We start from the raw sequence: 16,683 nt of genomic DNA on the forward strand, positions 1-16,683 counted from the left end.
AATTCACTACTATGAAAGTAATGCGATGATCTATCGCCTAGCCTTAAATATATAGACTAATTGGTAAATAAAAAATTGGTTTAGTGTCGCTACCGACGAATTTTGCTAGATACTTATTATGTAAAGGGTCTACTCTTTAGGAGACGAGAGCGATGCTAAATAGTGTTTTGGTAGCTCTGGATGGTTCGGAAATTTCAGAACGAGTAATTCAGGCTTTAGATAATTTAGCCTTGTCAAAAGATTCCAAGGTTATTTTTTGTCATGTGTTTCCCACACCAGAGTCAGAGATGGAACTACCCGCTGATCGTCCTCAGCCAGAGTCCCCAACATTTTCTTATTTTCAGATTGAAAAACAGCTGCAATCTTATCAGGAAAAGTTATCACTCACAAGTGAGTTAGAACTAGTAACTGGTGATCCTGCTGAAGAGATTATTCGCCTTGCCAATATTTATAAAACTGACTTGATTATAATTGGCAGTCGTGGATTGATGGGGATGAAGCGAATTGTTCAGGGTTCTGTTAGCAGTCAAGTTGTAGAAGAGGCTTATTGTTCAGTATTAGTCGTCAAACCGAGGTAAAAATTTGTCAGGGGAAGCAATCACTGCATTCAGTGTCAAATTTTTTCAGAGTTAAAATTAATTTGTAGTAACTGCCTAGCTAGTAGTAATTGAGGCGAGAAAAACAGAGACATTACCAAGTAGCGCCTGAGTAATAACTTCCAGTAAGTTAAGACCCTGCTTAGAAGCAGTGGAAAGATGCATAACGGATATTAGCGAATGAAACCGCAAACTCGAAGGAGCGAAAACCACCGGAAATCTTCTGCTTACATTTCATCATCCGCAAGTCACGTTCTGCCTGATTATTGGTAAAGGGAACATCAGGTTGTGTCAGAAACCGTAAAACATCACTCTGAAAATTTTGAAGCCGCAACAACAAGTTATGACCAACACGTCGTTTCACCCGCCCACGATTACCTTTGCGGATTAGGGGTGATTGAGAGGAGTGAAAACTCAGCCCTCGTTGTAGAATTTGCTCGTACAGTTGAGTCAGACGAGCAACAACATTTTTGGGAATACCTGATTGATAACGATGCTTGTAATTGCAAGCTAAAAGCAACAACTTGTTCATGGATTTAGCCCAAGGTTCTTGCTCGATTTCATCTATTGCTTTGAGTTCTCGAAGATGATGGGCATTACACAAAGCGTGATTGACATCAAGGAGTTGATAATAGGGTTTCCAATGGTCGTGGACTACTACACCCTTGATATCAGCTAATACTTCTATGTCTTTACGTTGAGGAGAAACTCGATACCAAGTTTGTGTTTTAGTGGCAACCACGTGCAGCCAATTGGTTTTACCACCAATCCTCAAAGAAAGTCTCGTCTAAATGTTTAACTGCTGCTGCTTTTACCTCAGAGGCCATCTCTGCTACTACTGGTTCTATGATTTGAGCCAGAGTCAAAGTTGTCTTTGCGATTGTCCCTGGTGTCATTCGGCAACCAAATAAATCTAGCAGCACTTCACTCAATCGGTCTTCGGGAATAAAGTGTTGATGATTTAGATAAGCTGCAACTGCTCTAATTCTGGCTCCATACTGTACTGGTGCTGTGACAGATTCTGGAAAACTACCTTGTAGGAGAGTTTTACATTCTGGACATTCTTTGACTGCCACTCTGTGTTCTGTGACGATGATGCGTGGGGCTGGTTATATCAAATTACTTGTCGCTTGATGATTTTTTGATTCCTACATCCCCAATATCACTTGCCACATCCAGGACATGAGCATGGTGTTGGATGTTCTACTATTTTCTCTGGCTCTAATACTTGTTTTAATGTCTGCCCTGGATGACCTATCTGCCCCCCTGATGGCCGCTTCCCTTTTTCTCTTAAACTTTTTGTCCGTATTTGATTTGACTTTTTGAGTCCGTCGCTGGCTGGTGGTTTTGAACTTGTTTGGCTATCTAGTCCCAAACTTCTCTCTAGCTCTGCTATCCTTTCCAGCAGTGCCTTAACCTCTAGCTCTAGCCTTTCTATTTTTTGATCTTTTTCTTCTGGACTCATTCTTGAACATTACCATCTTTCCTCCCTTCACGGGAATATCCCTGACTTTCCTACCTGGGCAGTTACAATTAAACAAGTTTTAACAGCCGACGATTAAATAAAAATTATTCGATTCTGTTTTCTCTGCGTCTCTGTGGTTAACTAAATTACTTTGAAACCGCAGAGGCACAGAGAGAAAAAAGAGATTCTTCGAGTCATCTTGAAAGGGCTAGTTTTAGAGACAAGGAAAAACCCCCTTCTACGTTCAATTCGATTTAACGTTCTTGAGTTGCCAGAAACTGACGCAAGCTCAACAAACTCAGCGTTTGACCCAAATTCAAGGGCAAAATTGAAACTCCTTCCAATCGGGATTGTACCCAACCTTCTCCCCAGTACCATTCGTGGAACCCGTCAATTCCTCCGCTAAGTACCAAGCGGAGACAGTTGGATTTGACAACATCTACTTGATGATGAATTGGGACTGGCCCAGTCCAAGTTGTAAATTGGAATCCGGCAAGCAGTTCTTCTGGCATTCCTGGCGCAAAGCGTTGCCCTAAAAGCCATTTTTCTAGTTGTACCGGATGCAGCAGACTGTCACGAATTGCATCTGTTGATGCTTCGATTTCGATCCGCAGTTGGCTTTGTTGAAAATTACCCAGCATTTTTCTAGGATTACCTAAAGGTGAGACAAGTTCAGGAATTGCACTAAAAAAACATCCCATAGTAGGGGCGCAAGGCATTGAACCCCTACAAATCTACAAATAATTTGGGATATATTTATTTTTTGCAATTCCCTTATCTTTAATATGGCAAATAGAATCACTCATAATTATGGTGTCACTTTTCTACCAGCAGAGAACTTAGAATAGAAAAAGTGAACTTGTTAAGAAATGTAAGGTTATTCATGGCGGATCAGTTAATTCGTGCAACAGCAGCCGAAGGTGGAATTCGTGCCGTAGGTGTGATAACCACACGTTTAACAGAAGAAGCGCGAGGGCGTCACAAGCTTTCATACGTGGCAACGGCAGCGCTGGGTCGGACTATGGCAGCAGGCTTGTTAATGGCTTCTAGTATGAAGCGAACTGGGTCAAGGGTCAATGTGCGGGTAAAGGGTGATGGGCCTTTGGGTGGCATATTGGTAGATGCAGGCTTAGATGGTACGGTACGCGGGTATGTGGCAAATCCATCAGTGGAATTGCCTCCTAATGCCAAAGGTAAGCTAGATGTTGGTCGTGCAGTTGGTGGCGGCTACCTCTACGTTGTGCGGGATATCGGTTATGGTTATCCTTACTCTAGTACTGTTGAGCTAGTTTCTGGGGAAATTGGCGATGATGTGGCTCATTATTTGGTGAATTCTGAACAAACACCCTCGGCTTTAGTTTTAGGTGTGTTCGTGGGAGCAGGTGGAGTAACTGCGGCAGGAGGATTACTGATACAAGTATTGCCCAAAGCTGCTAGGGACGAAGCTTTAGTAGAAACGTTGGAATCACGGGTTGCCGGTCTAGCAGGATTTACGCCATTGTTGCAAGCCGGGAAGAATTTAACTGAAATCTTTAGCGACCTGTTGGGAGACATGGGACTGGAAATCTTTCCCGAACGGCAAATACTGCGCTTCCACTGTGGTTGTTCTTTTGATCGCGTTCTGGGGGCACTGAAGATTTTGGGGGAAGCGGAACTGGAAGATATGATTGTTAAAGATGATGGGGCAGAAGCAATTTGCGAATTTTGTGGCAATGTTTACGAGGCAAGTAGCGATCAGTTAGCTCAACTAATTGCCGATTTGCAAGCTGAATCTACTGTTTCAGAATAAAGTATAAAATAGCACTGATTTTTTAGATTGTTAATGGTACTCTGTGGAGAGAGATAATCAAAAAGTAGCTTTTTAATCATGAGAAAGTTACTATGTCAACAATGGAATTATCAACCTAAAACATAGCGCTATTCAATTATTTTGGTGTGAGAGATGACAGAGCGGGATATTCCAGACAGTTGGTCTTCAGCCAGTGGAAGAGAGCCAGATCAAAACAAAAGATTATCCCGAACAGAACAATTCGGTGAAACTCAGCCATTTGATGTCCCAGCTACTGGTTCTACCTCCAAGTCAGTGAAGCGGCGAAAAAAAAACCATAGGAAAGGATTACCTATAAATAGTAATTCAGAAGAAACTGGACAACTCAGTAGTACTGGTGGGAAATGGCCACGCTGGATGAAAAGCTGGACATTATGGCTGGTACTACTAATGTTGATTCCTGGCAGTGTAGGATTCTTGGCAATGGCAATGCTGCTAAAGTTGCCATCTGCCCCTAATTGCCCCTCGATTTTCTGGCCTCTAGCTAGTGCTTCCGTGCGGTTACACTGCGCTCAGTTAGCGGCTTCTAAGCAAACAGTGAACGACCTATTGCAAGCGATCGCTCTGGTGAAGCAACTACCACAAAATCACCCGTTGCATGGAGAAATTGATCGTTTCATCGAAGAATGGTCGCGGGATATTTTGAAGCTAGCCGATCAAAGTTTCCAAACAGGGAATTTAGAGGAAGCGATCGCTACTGCTCGGAAGATACCCGAAGATGTAGCAGCTTATAAATTAGTCGATGAACAAGTTGACAAATGGCAGTTAATTTGGTCAAAGGCAGAAGCGACATACAACGGTGCGATCGCCGAAGTAAAGGAACGGCGCTGGCAATCGGCCTTCATGTTATCCGCCAAAATGCTGCGCGTAGACAATCAATACTGGGCGGGTACTAAATACGACCAATTGAATCGTCTAATTGCCACAGCACGGGAAGATGGCGATAAGTTAGGAAAAGCCGAAAGTTTAGCAAACACCAAAGTAGTCGATAAATTACTAGAAGCGATCAAATTAGCCGAGTCCATTGGGCCAGAAAGTTACATTTACCAAAAAGCTCAAGAAGCGATTCCCGCATTTGGACGCAAAATGCTGGAGTTGGCACAGTCAAAACTAGATAAGCAGGATGCCGATGAAGCGCTGAATATTGCTAGGCAAATTCCTGAAAGCACCAAACTACAGGGCGAAACCGATGACTTTATCGCCATAGCTGATGCCAAAAGGAGTGCTTGGATCGGTAACGTTTCTGGTTTAGAAGCAGCGATCGCTCAAGCACAACAAATTGATCCTTCTAGACCAGTGTATAACGAAGCACAACAACTAATTGCTCATTGGCAGTTGGAAATTGAAGATGTTGCCTATCTAGAAAAAGCGAGAATATTAGCTAGCCAGGGAACAGTCCCTAATCTAACAGCTGCGATCGCCCAGGTGCAGCTTATCCCTGCTAGTAACCCCCGCGCTACAGAAGCTAGGCAAGAAATAGGTCGCTGGCAAGCCCAGGTGGAGACAATTGAAGACCAACCTTACTTAGAACGCGCCGAACAAATAGCAATATTCGAGGATATTAACTCGTTGCAAGCTGCGATCGCTCAGGCTAGCGAAATTCGTAGAGGTCGTGCTTTATATCCAGAAGCACGGAAAAAAATTCGTACTTGGGTAGCAAAGATTCAGCGAATTCAAGACCAACCCTACTTGGATCAAGCACAAGAATTAGCTCAAAGTGGAAATCTCACAGCTGCCATTAACGCAGCTCAACAAATTGCCTCGTCGGGAAGGGCGCTTTCCCAAGAAGCACAAGCTGCAATAAATGACTGGGAAGGGCAAATTCGCACTAGAGAAAACTGGAGGAAGGCTCAGGAAGTGGGGGCGGCTGGCACACCAGAAGCATTGGTTGAAGCAATACGGTTGGCGGATCGAGTTTCAAGCAATAGCATTCTACGTATGGATGCGAATCTAGCTATTGACCAATGGAGTCAGCAATTGTTAGAAATAGCACGCTCTCAAGGTCAGTCTGATATTGCTAGAGCCATTGACATTGCCAAATCGATTCCACGCGGTAGTGCTGCTTACAGTCCAGCGCAAGAGCAAATTAAGACTTGGCAAGAATTTCTCAATCCTAAACCGGAACCCCAACCTCAGCCTCAGCCTGAATCTCAACCATTTCCTCCATCAACTACTCCTAATGGGCAGTAATATCTTTATTTAATGATTGATTCAGCATTTTGAAAGGGCATATCAGGGTGTAAAGAGAAAATTTCTTCAATGTGTCTTAATTTCCAACATTTCTCAAGTAGGGATTACAGATGTGCGCCCCCATATAGCGGTTCCCATTTAGATACGGTACAAAATTATATCGCAAGATGTAGGGGCACGGTATGCCCGCCGCAGCGATGTCTACGACGGGCTGCGCCTACGCACTTCTTATAGACAGCACCTTTGTTCAACCAACTGTAATCACTGTTCCCACACTCTCATTCGCCAATCTATCCACTGCACATACGGCATAAGTTCCCGCTTGTTGCACAGTAGCAAAGGTTGTGCCAGCAGATAAAATTCGCTGAATTGTCCAAGTATCGCCAGTTTGCCGATAAAGTGTCCAAGAACGAACTGGCTGATTATCTCCAGGCTGCCAACTCAATTTGCGGTTATTCACTTGTAATCCAATAGGTGGAGGAGGTGGTGTAGTATCCTGCCAAGACAAAGTTGGTGGTAACGCAGGTTTGTTATAAAGCAGACTTTGGAATTTATCAGCAATGCCCTGACTATTTTCTGTCAAAACACTGAGATTAAAGAAGATATTCCCTAGTGACAACCGTCCAGCTTGGCTACGACTAATTTTCACCTGCTTTTCAATTTCATCACTCTCCCGACTCTTGTTGCTTGGTTCTGTTAAATTGTTACCCGCATAAACGTGTCTTTGCTTTGTGTTTATCTGTGTCCACCACTGTAGCAACGCCGAATAACTTTGTTGTGTTTGATCTGTGCGCCAATAAAGTTGAGGAGCAATATAATCAATCCAGCCTTCTTCTAACCATTTCTTCGAGTCGGCATACAGAACGTTGTAAGCATCTAACCCAGTAATACCAGAGGGTTGTCCGGGGCGATAAATCCCAAAGGGGCTGATACCAAATTTCACGTCAGGTTTGGTTGTTTTAATTCCCTGCCAGAGGCGCTGTACCATTCTGTTAACATTATCCCGTCGCCAGTCGCCAAGGCTGAGTGTACCACCGGCTGCTTTATATGCAGAGTATGTTTTGTCATCGGGGAAAGGCTGTCCCTCAATGGGATATGGATAGAAATAATCATCTAAGTGAATGCCGTCAACATCATAGCGCTTCACTACGTCGAGAATTACGTTGTAAGCTCTGTCCTGAACTATTTTCAGTCCTGGATCCATCCAACGCTGAGTTTTCCACAAATAAACGCTTTCTGGATTGGTAGCTGCTATGTGGGGACGGACTGTTTTAGCTGGGTCGGTGGAAGTGCTGGCGCGGTAAGGGTTGAACCAAGCATGGAGTTCAATATTGCGCTTGTGACATTCTGCGATCGCAAACGCCAAAGGATCATAGAATGGTTCTGGAGCTTTCCCTTGAGTTCCTGTAATCCAAGTACTCCAAGGCTCTAATTGCGATTCATATAAAGCGTCTCCCTCCGGTCGCACCTGGAAAATTAGGGCATTAAAGTTTAGTGCTTGTAATTTAGTAATAATCTCGGTGAGTTCAGCTTTTTGTTGAGCAACAGGAAGTCCTGCTTTGGAAGGCCAATCACCATTCCACACAGATACGACCCATGCTCCTCGGAACTCCCGGCTATGATTTACCTTAACAGTACCAGCAGGTGTGGGTATAGGCGTAGGTGTCGGTGTCGGTGTCAGTATGGGCGTAGGTGTTGGTGCGGGCGTTGATATTGGCGGCTGCACTAGGTAATTAGAGGTAATTTTTTCTACCTGCCCTAAATACACTAAAGCTTGATAAACAATCGCTGCCACATCTCCACGGGTAGCTGCGAGATTGGGATTGAATAATTTGATATTTGGGAAACTAACCACCAATCCAGCACTGGTGGCAATAGCTACCTGATTTCTACCATACTCAGGAATTTGAGCAAAATCTTGATAAATTTTTGGGAGCTGTGACAGGAGGTCAGGTCTTACCTTAGTGGCAATTTCTAATCCTCCTACCAAAGAAACTAAGACTTCAATTCTAGTAATTCGGTTAGCAGAACGGAAAGTTTTATCAGGAAACCCACTAAGAAATGCTTTTTCGTAAGCTCCTTGAATGGCGGCTGCCGCCCAATAATTAGTGGCTACATCAACAAAAGGGACGTACTGCCGCTTCTTGGAAACTGTCCCAAATGCGTTAGCGATGATGGCAGCAAATTCAGCGCGGGTAACAGAGCTATCGGGGCGATAAGTGCCGTTAGGCAACCCATTGACAATACGACGTTGGGCTAAGGCTGTAATAAATAAGCGTGCCCAATGGTTTTGAATATCTGAGAAGGGAGTAGCGATAGATACCATTGTTGATTGCAGCTAGCTGGCCTTGATTTTGATTTCCTTAGCTAATTTAGCAATATCAGGGCGATCGCTGCTGCAATGTCTTAGTAAACTGTCACTACTTAAGATTGGACATTGGGAAGGAGGAGGCAGGAGGCAGAAGTTCTTTAATTTTGAATTGATTTCTTCCCCTATTCCCTACTCCCTATTGCTTATCTACTAAGTAGGATTTGCAGCTTCATTTGTAGGATTCAAGCTAGAACGCGCATTCAATGACAGCATTACGCGTGAAACGCCAGTGAAAATAACGCTGACACCAACTAGTGTGCCAAGAAGCCAAGGTGCATTGAAAGGCCACTGGAACCAAATCATTGCGCCTAAGACCAAGGTAATAATTCCATCACCTAGTATCCAAGTCCAATTCTCTTGCGGACGTAACTTAAATGCCAGAATTAATTCGAACGTGCCTTCAGCCAGTAAAAAGCTGCCAAGCAACAGAGTTAGTGTGAGAATACCTGTAAAAGGATAAACAAATAGCATTATACCGGTTGCAATATAGAGTCCGCTTAACAGAAGTTTCCAAATAAAACCTCCTTGCTGGCGGCTTTGAGTGGCATAAACTAGTTTTGTAAATCCGGCGAAAATCAAAATCACCGCAATCCAAGTCTCGGCAAATAAGGTGGTGAAATTAGGCGCTGCGATCGCAAGAACGCCCAAAATACTCAAAATCACACCACTTATCAGTGACCCATTAACATCCTTGTTAATATTTCTAGAAACATCGCTTGTCATACAAATCTTTTCCCTATTCTTAGACTAAACTCTACATTTAGGTTAGGGAATTTCTAAGTAATAGAGTATGAACCCTAAGATAGACTCATCAGTATTAACTTCATGGCGATCGTGATTAAAATTCACGACTATTGAGACATGAAACCAATCATCTGATGACATAAATCTCATAAAAGTTCTGCAAGACTGCTTAAGCGTTCATAAACAGCGATGAGACGATCTCCTTTAAGTTCAACAGAAGTATTTGGATAATTCTGAATGGCTCCAAGTAGTGTAACTTCACCATCTTGTTCAATAGATGAACTTAAAGCAGTTCGCAGCGCCTGCTGATCTAGTTGTCCTGCGGGAGGGTGAACTACTTGACCAATTTGGTTAACTAAAACTGGCCCTGCCCAGCTAGACAGTAAGCTATTTAAAAAGGCAGGATCGGCTTTTATTGAAGCTTTCAATGCCTTACGAGCTACTGCGGGGTCTTGTTGTGCCGCCTGTAAATAAGCTCTTAAAGTCGGGGTAGTCTTACCAGTTTCTGCAAACTGAGTTAATTCTTCAACAGATATTTGCCCCTGAAAAGTACCATACCTTAAAACAACTTGTTCAGCAGCATTAGCATTAGTGCTTGAGAGAAGAACAATAGCACCTACACCAAAAGCTACTGTTTGAGTGAGTAACTTACCGAATTTACTATTGTTTAATCGATTGATAAGTTGATGAATTTGCATTTTGTCTAACTTTAATAATGGTGCGGAGTGTACATAGGCAGAAAGTGCCCAAAAGTTATATTATTCCACGAAATTCCTGCTACAGACACATGATTAGGGATTTATAACTAGACGTCCCTACAGCCAATTTGTTGCAAAGACTATTGGAAATAGTGTTATTAAGCCTTTTCGTTAGGCGGAGCTAATGAGGTAGTGTTGACTGATCTTCGTCTAAAGTAGGTGCAGGTATGCCCAAATGCTTGCGTGTAGATTCTTCTGCTAGCTTTCGGTCTTGCTCGTTCTCGAAGTGGCTCTTATTTAATAAAAGATGAGGGTTTTTTGCCGCTTCATCTCGGCTTGGACGATAGCCGTTTTCCATCTGTACTTCCAGTCCATAAGTTGAAAGGCAGATATACTACGATTTTGTTCATTAATTATTCATAGTAGGTGCTAAATGGAAAATGATACTCCTGCTATAGGTTGAAGAAACTCATTCAGAAGGTACAAACCTAACATAATTTTTCAGCAAGAATACTCTATTGGTAAGGACTTGACAGATTAGCACACTGAGAACAATTTATGACCATCTCATAACTCAAGTTAATTAAAAGACTTGGGTATGGCTTTCGTAACTTTAGCAATTTTAGATTACGCAGTTTATTGAATTGGCACTTTTCTATTAATTCTCTATAAAAGTAACCGAAGAACCGAAATTTACTTAATTTGTGAATTTTTTATAAAATTGATGATTTATTTTCTGTTGCTTCAATAAACGCCTCAAATTGACCATTAGGTGTCCATTGAATAGCTCCATCTCTTCCTGTAAAAAATAGCTTAGTTTGGCTTTGGTTTAGTTCAGATAAAGTTTTGGGATCAAAGTTAGCAGAAGAAGCGATCGCTACTTGTGGTTGCAGAGCAATAACTAAATCTTTCAATGACTCAGGGGCACACCACAGCACTTGTGGGCGAGGCAAACTTCCATTTTTAATTAGCTGTTGTACTTCTTTAGATTTAACATTACCTACTAATAACCAATTTTGATCTAAAATTTGCAATTGTAAAATGGGTAATTGGTCGTTGATTAATTGTGCTACTGTCGAACCAGCTTTTACAGCTTGACCAACTGCCAAAGGTTGATAAATGCCTTGAGATTTTTGTAGTTCCTGTTGAATTGCCTGAATAGTAATAGAAGTATCTGTTTTTGGGGAATACTCATAAAAGTTTTTGATTGGTAATCGTTGCATTAATTCAAACCAAGCATTACTTTCATTGCCTTGAAAATCAGTTGCGATCGCCCAATTAATTTGATTTACACCCTGCTGTTGTAAAAACGGTAAAATTGTAAACCGTCCTGTACCTTCATCACCACTATTAATTACAGTTACAGTACCTCGATCTTGAACGATTACAATTGGTTCCGTACCAGACTCCAATACCGTTATCCTAAACAAAGTATTTGTAGAATGCCAAAGGGGTACAAATACTAAAACAATAGCAATCACATTAGCAAACCACCATCGCCTCTGCCACCAAGGTACTAGCCAAACCGATATAATCAGTGCATAAATCGCCAGAAGCTGCCAAGTAGATATACTACCTACAGCGACAGAATTTCCTGGCAGCTTGCTAAAAAATTCCACTAGTTTAATTAGCCAATCAGTCGGGTAATGCAACACCGCAGCTAAAAAGCTTCCAGCCTGAGTCCAAATTAAACCTACTAAGGCACTGATGATTCCACCTATACTTATGATCGAAATTAATGGAGTACTAATCACATTCAGTAACAAGCTATAAGATGGTACAACTCCAAAGACAAAAAGTTGCACAGGTAGAGTCCAAATAGTAGCAGCTAGGGGAACGGCAATCAAGCAGCGATCGCAGGTGGTAGCCATGCTAGGCGGTTAACTAACGCAGGTACTGTTACAATTAATCCCAGTGTTGCTAAAAAACTCAATTGAAAGCCTAAATCCCAAATCCATAAAGGATTAAACACTAATAATAAAGTCGCTGCTAATAGCAATGAGCCGAACTGTTTTACCTTCCTTTTTAATAGCAAACCAACTAATGCCGCAAAACCCATAATTACGGCTCTAAGAACCGCAGGTTGAAAACCTGTTAAACTCAGAAAAATGATTAAAGCCAAAAGTCCAAGGGTAAATTGCGTTCCTTTACTTGCCCGCCTCGTTAACTGTAAGATCACACTCAAAATCAAAGAAGTTTGGAACCCAGAAGCTGCTAAAGCATGAGCTAATCCTGCTTGTACAAATAAGTCGCGGATATCGTAGGGTAAATCAACAGCTTTGCTTCCCAACACCATTGCACTGACAAGAGGCCCTTCTGGGATACCCAACCAACGAACTTGCGATCGCACAATTCGCTCCCGAATTTGCCACCATCCCCATTTACGTTCCTGCTCTAAAACATTTATTTGTCTCCCAATCAAACCAGCAAACGTTCCTTCCTGCTTGAGAAACTTTTGAAAGTCGAAACCACCAGGATTGGAAGCTACCCTTGGTTTATACAAAATCCCAGTCACAGCAATTTCTTGACTAGGGTATAACCCAGTAGCTTGAAGTATAGGCACTGTCACATACAATTTGCCTGTAACCCCTTTTGGTACACCTGCTGAACCCTTGTCATTTTTGACTTCATCTATTTGAGTCGTTTCCAGCCAAAATTGTCCTCGCTGACTGCGAGTCAAACGAGGATTACTTGCCACTTTGCCGCGAACAATCACAAGTTGTTCTTGATTACTGCTATTTCCAGCCGGAACAAACTGACTAATATCTTTTGCACCCGGTTGCGGCACTCGCAATTGAAAATATAGAGTTGCCAATAATCCCACTAAGCCAGCAGCTAGCCATATTCGAGGATGAGGAGTAGTTTGCCATGCCTTATTTTTGCTTCCAGCATTTTCTGGTTTCTGAGCAAATGGGCGTAAAGTGGTGCGTCTTCTAAAAAAAATTGCTCCCACTATTCCCAGAACCAAAATCCACACACCACCCCAAGGAACTGCTGTAAACAACAACCCAAAAATGTAGCCAAGACAAATAATTACACCACTGGTTTGAATCATAAGATTTTTGTAAAAGCACCTAACTGGTGAAGTATAGTCCATCAAGTTGATACAAACAAAGCCCGCGTGTGCGGGCTTTATCGTTGTAGCTTTAATGTTCTAGGCTCAATATTTAACCGTATTTCTGTCCTTTAGGAAAAGCCGCATTATTAAAGGTATACCTAGCCTAAATCTCAGTGCGACAATATGGATAAACAAAAGATGAAGCCGTAGCAAATTAAATTTGGCAAAACTCTGTGTACCTACCCTGCGGAAAGGCAAAACCCCTATGCGTTTACTTTGCCTTCCTCTGCTCTTAAAAACTTATTATTTTACACAAAGCCGTACTTAGGTCTTGTACCCACATCCTTTAGGTTATTGAACTTCCTGTTAAACTCACAGTATCTTTAAGCAACGGAAAACCCAACTTCTCCCTTTGCTCAACATATAAATGAGCTACCTTTCTAGCCAAATGCCGAATCCTGGCAATATAGCGAGTTCTCTCCGTCACCGAAATCACCCCTCTAGCATCCAGCAGATTGAACGTGTGCGAACACTTCATTACATAATCTAGGCTAGGCAAGACCAATCCTCGCTCCGTCAATTGGGTTGCTTCCTGCTCATACAAATTAAATAATGTCAGTAGCAACTCAGGATTCGATGCTTCAAAGTTGTATGTACATTGCTCAATCTCTCCCTGAAGGTAAACATCACCATAAGTAATGTTGTCCGTCCAATGAATCTTGGTAATTGCCTCTACCTGCTGAAGATACATTGTCAGCCGCTCTAAACCATAAGTAATCTCAATCGACACCGGACGGCAATCAATACCCCCACACTGTTGGAAGTAGGTAAATTGAGTAATTTCCATCCCATCTAACCATACTTCCCACCCGGTGCCCCAGGCACCTACTGTTGTATCTTCCCAGTTATCCTCTACAAACCGAATATCGTGGTCTTCAGGACGAATACCTAAAGCCCTCAACGAATCAAGATAAATCTCCTGGATATTATCTGGCGAAGGTTTGATTAGAACTTGATACTGATAATAGTGTTGGAAACGGTTGGGGTTTTCGCCATACCGTCCATCGGTAGGACGACGGCATGGTTCAACATAGGCAACAGCCCAGGGTTCCGGCCCCAATGCTCTTAAAAAAGTCTGCGGATTCTTAGTACCAGCGCCCTTTTCAATATCGTAGGGCTGGGCAATGAGACAACCGCGCTCACGCCAGAAGTGATGCAATAAAGTGATTACCGATTGAAAATTCACGCTTGCTCCATCCTTAAGTTGGCACAGTGCATAAACCATTGTTGCCTAGAACCGGGCGCTGTAGGGAGTTTCAAAGGGACAAAGAAGCAATCCAAAGAAATTTTGGAAAAATAGTTGACACAATGAATTGGGTTCGCTATATTGAATAAGTGCTTGAAGCGGAGCGCGAAAGAGCGACGCATAAAAGACACCGAACCTTGAAAATATTATAGTTTGAAAGCGATTATACAGCAAGTGTATTGCGTCAAGCAAATAAAAATAACTAAGCTGAAGTTAAAAAAGAGCAGCTAAATGAGCTTATAGAGCTTTCCAAATTAAAACGGAGAGTTTGATCCTGGCTCAGGATGAACGCTGGCGGTATGCTTAACACATGCAAGTCGAACGGTGCTTTAGGGCACAGTGGCGGACGGGTGAGTAACGCGTGAGAATCTGGCTCTAGGTCTGGGACAACCACTGGAAACGGTGGCTAATACCGGATGTGCCGAGAGGTGAAAGGTTAACTGCCTAGAGATGAGCTCGCGTCTGATTAGCTAGTTGGAAGTGTAATGGACTCCCAAGGCGACGATCAGTAGCTGGTCTGAGAGGACGATCAGCCACACTGGGACTGAGACACGGCCCAGACTCCTACGGGAGGCAGCAGTGGGGAATTTTCCGCAATGGGCGAAAGCCTGACGGAGCAATACCGCGTGAGGGAGGAAGGCTCTTGGGTCGTAAACCTCTTTTCTCAGGGAAGAACACAATGACGGTACCTGAGGAATAAGCATCGGCTAACTCCGTGCCAGCAGCCGCGGTAATACGGAGGATGCAAGCGTTATCCGGAATGATTGGGCGTAAAGCGTCCGCAGGTGGCAATGTAAGTCTGCTGTTAAAGAGTGAGGCTCAACCTCATAAGAGCAGTGGAAACTACATAGCTAGAGTACGTTCGGGGCAGAGGGAATTCCTGGTGTAGCGGTGAAATGCGTAGAGATCAGGAAGAACACCGGTGGCGAAGGCGCTCTGCTAGGCCGTAACTGACACTGAGGGACGAAAGCTAGGGGAGCGAATGGGATTAGATACCCCAGTAGTCCTAGCCGTAAACGATGGATACTAGGCGTGGCTTGTATCGACCCGAGCCGTGCCGTAGCTAACGCGTTAAGTATCCCGCCTGGGGAGTACGCCGGCAACGGTGAAACTCAAAGGAATTGACGGGGGCCCGCACAAGCGGTGGAGTATGTGGTTTAATTCGATGCAACGCGAAGAACCTTACCAAGGCTTGACATGTCGCGAATCTTGATGAAAGTTGAGAGTGCCTTCGGGAGCGCGAACACAGGTGGTGCATGGCTGTCGTCAGCTCGTGTCGTGAGATGTTGGGTTAAGTCCCGCAACGAGCGCAACCCTCGTTTTTAGTTGCCAGCATTAAGTTGGGCACTCTAGAGAGACTGCCGGTGACAAACCGGAGGAAGGTGGGGATGACGTCAAGTCAGCATGCCCCTTACGCCTTGGGCTACACACGTACTACAATGCTCCGGACAGAGGGCAGCAAGCATGCGAATGCAAGCAAATCCCGTAAACCGGAGCTCAGTTCAGATCGCAGGCTGCAACTCGCCTGCGTGAAGGAGGAATCGCTAGTAATTGCAGGTCAGCATACTGCAGTGAATTCGTTCCCGGGCCTTGTACACACCGCCCGTCACACCATGGAAGCTGGTAGTGCCCGAAGTCATTACTCCAACCTTTCGGGGGGGAGGATGCCTAAGGCAGGACTGGTGACTGGGGTGAAGTCGTAACAAGGTAGCCGTACCGGAAGGTGTGGCTGGATCACCTCCTTTTTAGGGAGACCTACACCCCTTACATATCGAAAAGCATACAGCTATATAGATAGTAAGTTGGTCATTCCTTAGGTCGGTCGCAAAGACTTGCAATATGTAAAAAGCTTTCAAACTATGATTTGGTTCGAAATGGGCTATTAGCTCAGGTGGTTAGAGCGCACCCCTGATAAGGGTGAGGTCCCTGGTTCGAGTCCAGGATGGCCCACCTGAATCAATTAAAAATGTAGAATTAGAAATTACAAGTTTTTTTAATTTTTAATTATCAATTTTTAATTGTATCTGGGGGTTTAGCTCAGTTGGTAGAGCGCCTGCTTTGCAAGCAGGATGTCAGCGGTTCGAGTCCGCTAACCTCCACCTGTGGTAATTGCCATTGAAAAAACAAAAAATATTGAGAGTTCAGCAACGTGACATTGATTGTCAGACTGCTGAGATTATTCTCAGCCAGAACCTTGAAAACTGCATAGTAACGCGAAATTAGCAGGCAGACACAGACATTCTTTATGGATGTTGTAGTGAATGCAAAATTGTGAAAGACCAAATGAATTGAGTGGTCAAGCGAATAAGGGCTAACGGTGGATACCTAGGCACACAGAGGCGACGAAGGACGTGGTTACCGACGATATGCTCCGGGGAGTTGGAAGCAAACATTGAGCCGGAGATTTCCGAATGGGGCAACCCTATA

12 protein-coding genes, 2 tRNA genes, 2 rRNA genes and 1 pseudogene (1 of these 17 only partly in view) are annotated in these 16,683 nt (G+C 43.5%); 7 read left to right on the forward strand and 10 right to left on the reverse strand.

Going from position 1 to position 16,683, the window contains the following annotated elements; translation table 11 throughout:
* Positions 1–152 precede the first annotated feature (152 nt).
* A complete protein-coding gene (locus tag ANSO36C_RS19140; protein WP_251955815.1) occupies positions 153–578 on the forward strand; it encodes a universal stress protein in 426 nt (141 codons plus the stop codon).
* Between the two features lie 160 nt (positions 579–738).
* On the opposite strand, the gene ANSO36C_RS19145 is transcribed toward ANSO36C_RS19140, so the two are convergent.
* From ANSO36C_RS19145 to ANSO36C_RS19160, 4 genes are all read right to left on the reverse strand, one after another.
* Positions 739–1,338 carry an IS66 family transposase gene (locus tag ANSO36C_RS19145; protein ID WP_251955367.1) on the reverse strand — a complete coding sequence of 200 codons (600 nt, stop codon included), beginning with the start codon at positions 1,336–1,338 and terminating at the stop codon, positions 739–741.
* A gap of 16 nt (positions 1,339–1,354) precedes the next feature.
* Positions 1,355–1,672: an IS66 family transposase gene (locus ANSO36C_RS19150; RefSeq protein ID WP_251955816.1), complete on the reverse strand. Its 318-nt coding sequence runs from the start codon at positions 1,670–1,672 to the stop codon at positions 1,355–1,357.
* Between the two features lie 86 nt (positions 1,673–1,758).
* The gene (locus tag ANSO36C_RS19155) at positions 1,759–2,061 is read right to left on the reverse strand and encodes a DUF6444 domain-containing protein (RefSeq protein ID WP_251955817.1); all 303 of its coding nucleotides are present in this window, start codon (positions 2,059–2,061) and stop codon (positions 1,759–1,761) included.
* A 254-nt stretch (positions 2,062–2,315) separates the two neighbouring features.
* Positions 2,316–2,702, reverse strand: a complete 387-nt coding sequence (locus tag ANSO36C_RS19160; protein WP_251960373.1) for a hypothetical protein — start codon at positions 2,700–2,702, stop codon at positions 2,316–2,318.
* Between the two features lie 242 nt (positions 2,703–2,944).
* On the opposite strand from ANSO36C_RS19160, the gene hslO reads away from it, so the two are divergent.
* Together hslO and ANSO36C_RS19170 are read left to right on the forward strand one after the other, a co-directional pair.
* Positions 2,945–3,850: an Hsp33 family molecular chaperone HslO gene (gene hslO / locus ANSO36C_RS19165; protein ID WP_251955818.1), complete on the forward strand. Its 906-nt coding sequence runs from the start codon at positions 2,945–2,947 to the stop codon at positions 3,848–3,850.
* 153 nt (positions 3,851–4,003) lie between these two features.
* Positions 4,004–6,079 carry a chromosome segregation ATPase gene (locus tag ANSO36C_RS19170; protein WP_251955819.1) on the forward strand — a complete coding sequence of 692 codons (2,076 nt, stop codon included), beginning with the start codon at positions 4,004–4,006 and terminating at the stop codon, positions 6,077–6,079.
* Between the two features lie 247 nt (positions 6,080–6,326).
* Here the strand turns inward: ANSO36C_RS19170 and ANSO36C_RS19175 are convergent, their stop codons facing one another.
* The 6 genes and pseudogenes from ANSO36C_RS19175 to glyQ all read right to left on the reverse strand — a co-directional run bounded on the left by ANSO36C_RS19175 (position 6,327) and on the right by glyQ (position 14,196).
* Entirely contained in the window at positions 6,327–8,405 is a 2,079-nt protein-coding gene (locus ANSO36C_RS19175; RefSeq protein ID WP_251955820.1) for a glycoside hydrolase family 10 protein, read from the reverse strand.
* A gap of 195 nt (positions 8,406–8,600) precedes the next feature.
* Positions 8,601–9,173, reverse strand: a complete 573-nt coding sequence (locus ANSO36C_RS19180; protein WP_251955821.1) for an HdeD family acid-resistance protein — start codon at positions 9,171–9,173, stop codon at positions 8,601–8,603.
* A 167-nt stretch (positions 9,174–9,340) separates the two neighbouring features.
* A complete protein-coding gene (locus ANSO36C_RS19185) occupies positions 9,341–9,892 on the reverse strand; it encodes an alpha/beta hydrolase (RefSeq protein ID WP_251955822.1) in 552 nt (183 codons plus the stop codon).
* 181 nt (positions 9,893–10,073) lie between these two features.
* Positions 10,074–10,250: a bromodomain-containing protein gene (locus ANSO36C_RS19190; RefSeq protein WP_251955823.1), complete on the reverse strand. Its 177-nt coding sequence runs from the start codon at positions 10,248–10,250 to the stop codon at positions 10,074–10,076.
* A 355-nt stretch (positions 10,251–10,605) separates the two neighbouring features.
* A pseudogene (locus ANSO36C_RS19195) lies at positions 10,606–12,947 on the reverse strand (ComEC/Rec2 family competence protein).
* Between the two features lie 349 nt (positions 12,948–13,296).
* A complete protein-coding gene (gene glyQ / locus ANSO36C_RS19200; protein ID WP_251960374.1) occupies positions 13,297–14,196 on the reverse strand; it encodes a glycine--tRNA ligase subunit alpha in 900 nt (299 codons plus the stop codon).
* 316 nt (positions 14,197–14,512) lie between these two features.
* On the opposite strand from glyQ, the gene ANSO36C_RS19205 reads away from it, so the two are divergent.
* The 4 genes from ANSO36C_RS19205 to ANSO36C_RS19220 all read left to right on the forward strand — a co-directional run.
* Positions 14,513–16,001, forward strand: a 16S ribosomal RNA gene (locus ANSO36C_RS19205).
* Between the two features lie 131 nt (positions 16,002–16,132).
* Positions 16,133–16,206: transfer RNA gene (locus ANSO36C_RS19210), tRNA-Ile, on the forward strand.
* Between the two features lie 76 nt (positions 16,207–16,282).
* A tRNA-Ala gene (locus tag ANSO36C_RS19215) sits at positions 16,283–16,355 on the forward strand.
* A gap of 195 nt (positions 16,356–16,550) precedes the next feature.
* A 23S ribosomal RNA gene (locus ANSO36C_RS19220) occupies positions 16,551–16,683 on the forward strand; it runs 2,759 nt beyond the window's last position.
* The 16S and 23S rRNA genes sit together here with 2 tRNA genes alongside, the layout of an rRNA operon.

This window comes from Nostoc cf. commune SO-36 (assembly GCF_023734775.1).
Classification (GTDB): domain Bacteria; phylum Cyanobacteriota; class Cyanobacteriia; order Cyanobacteriales; family Nostocaceae; genus Nostoc; species Nostoc commune_A.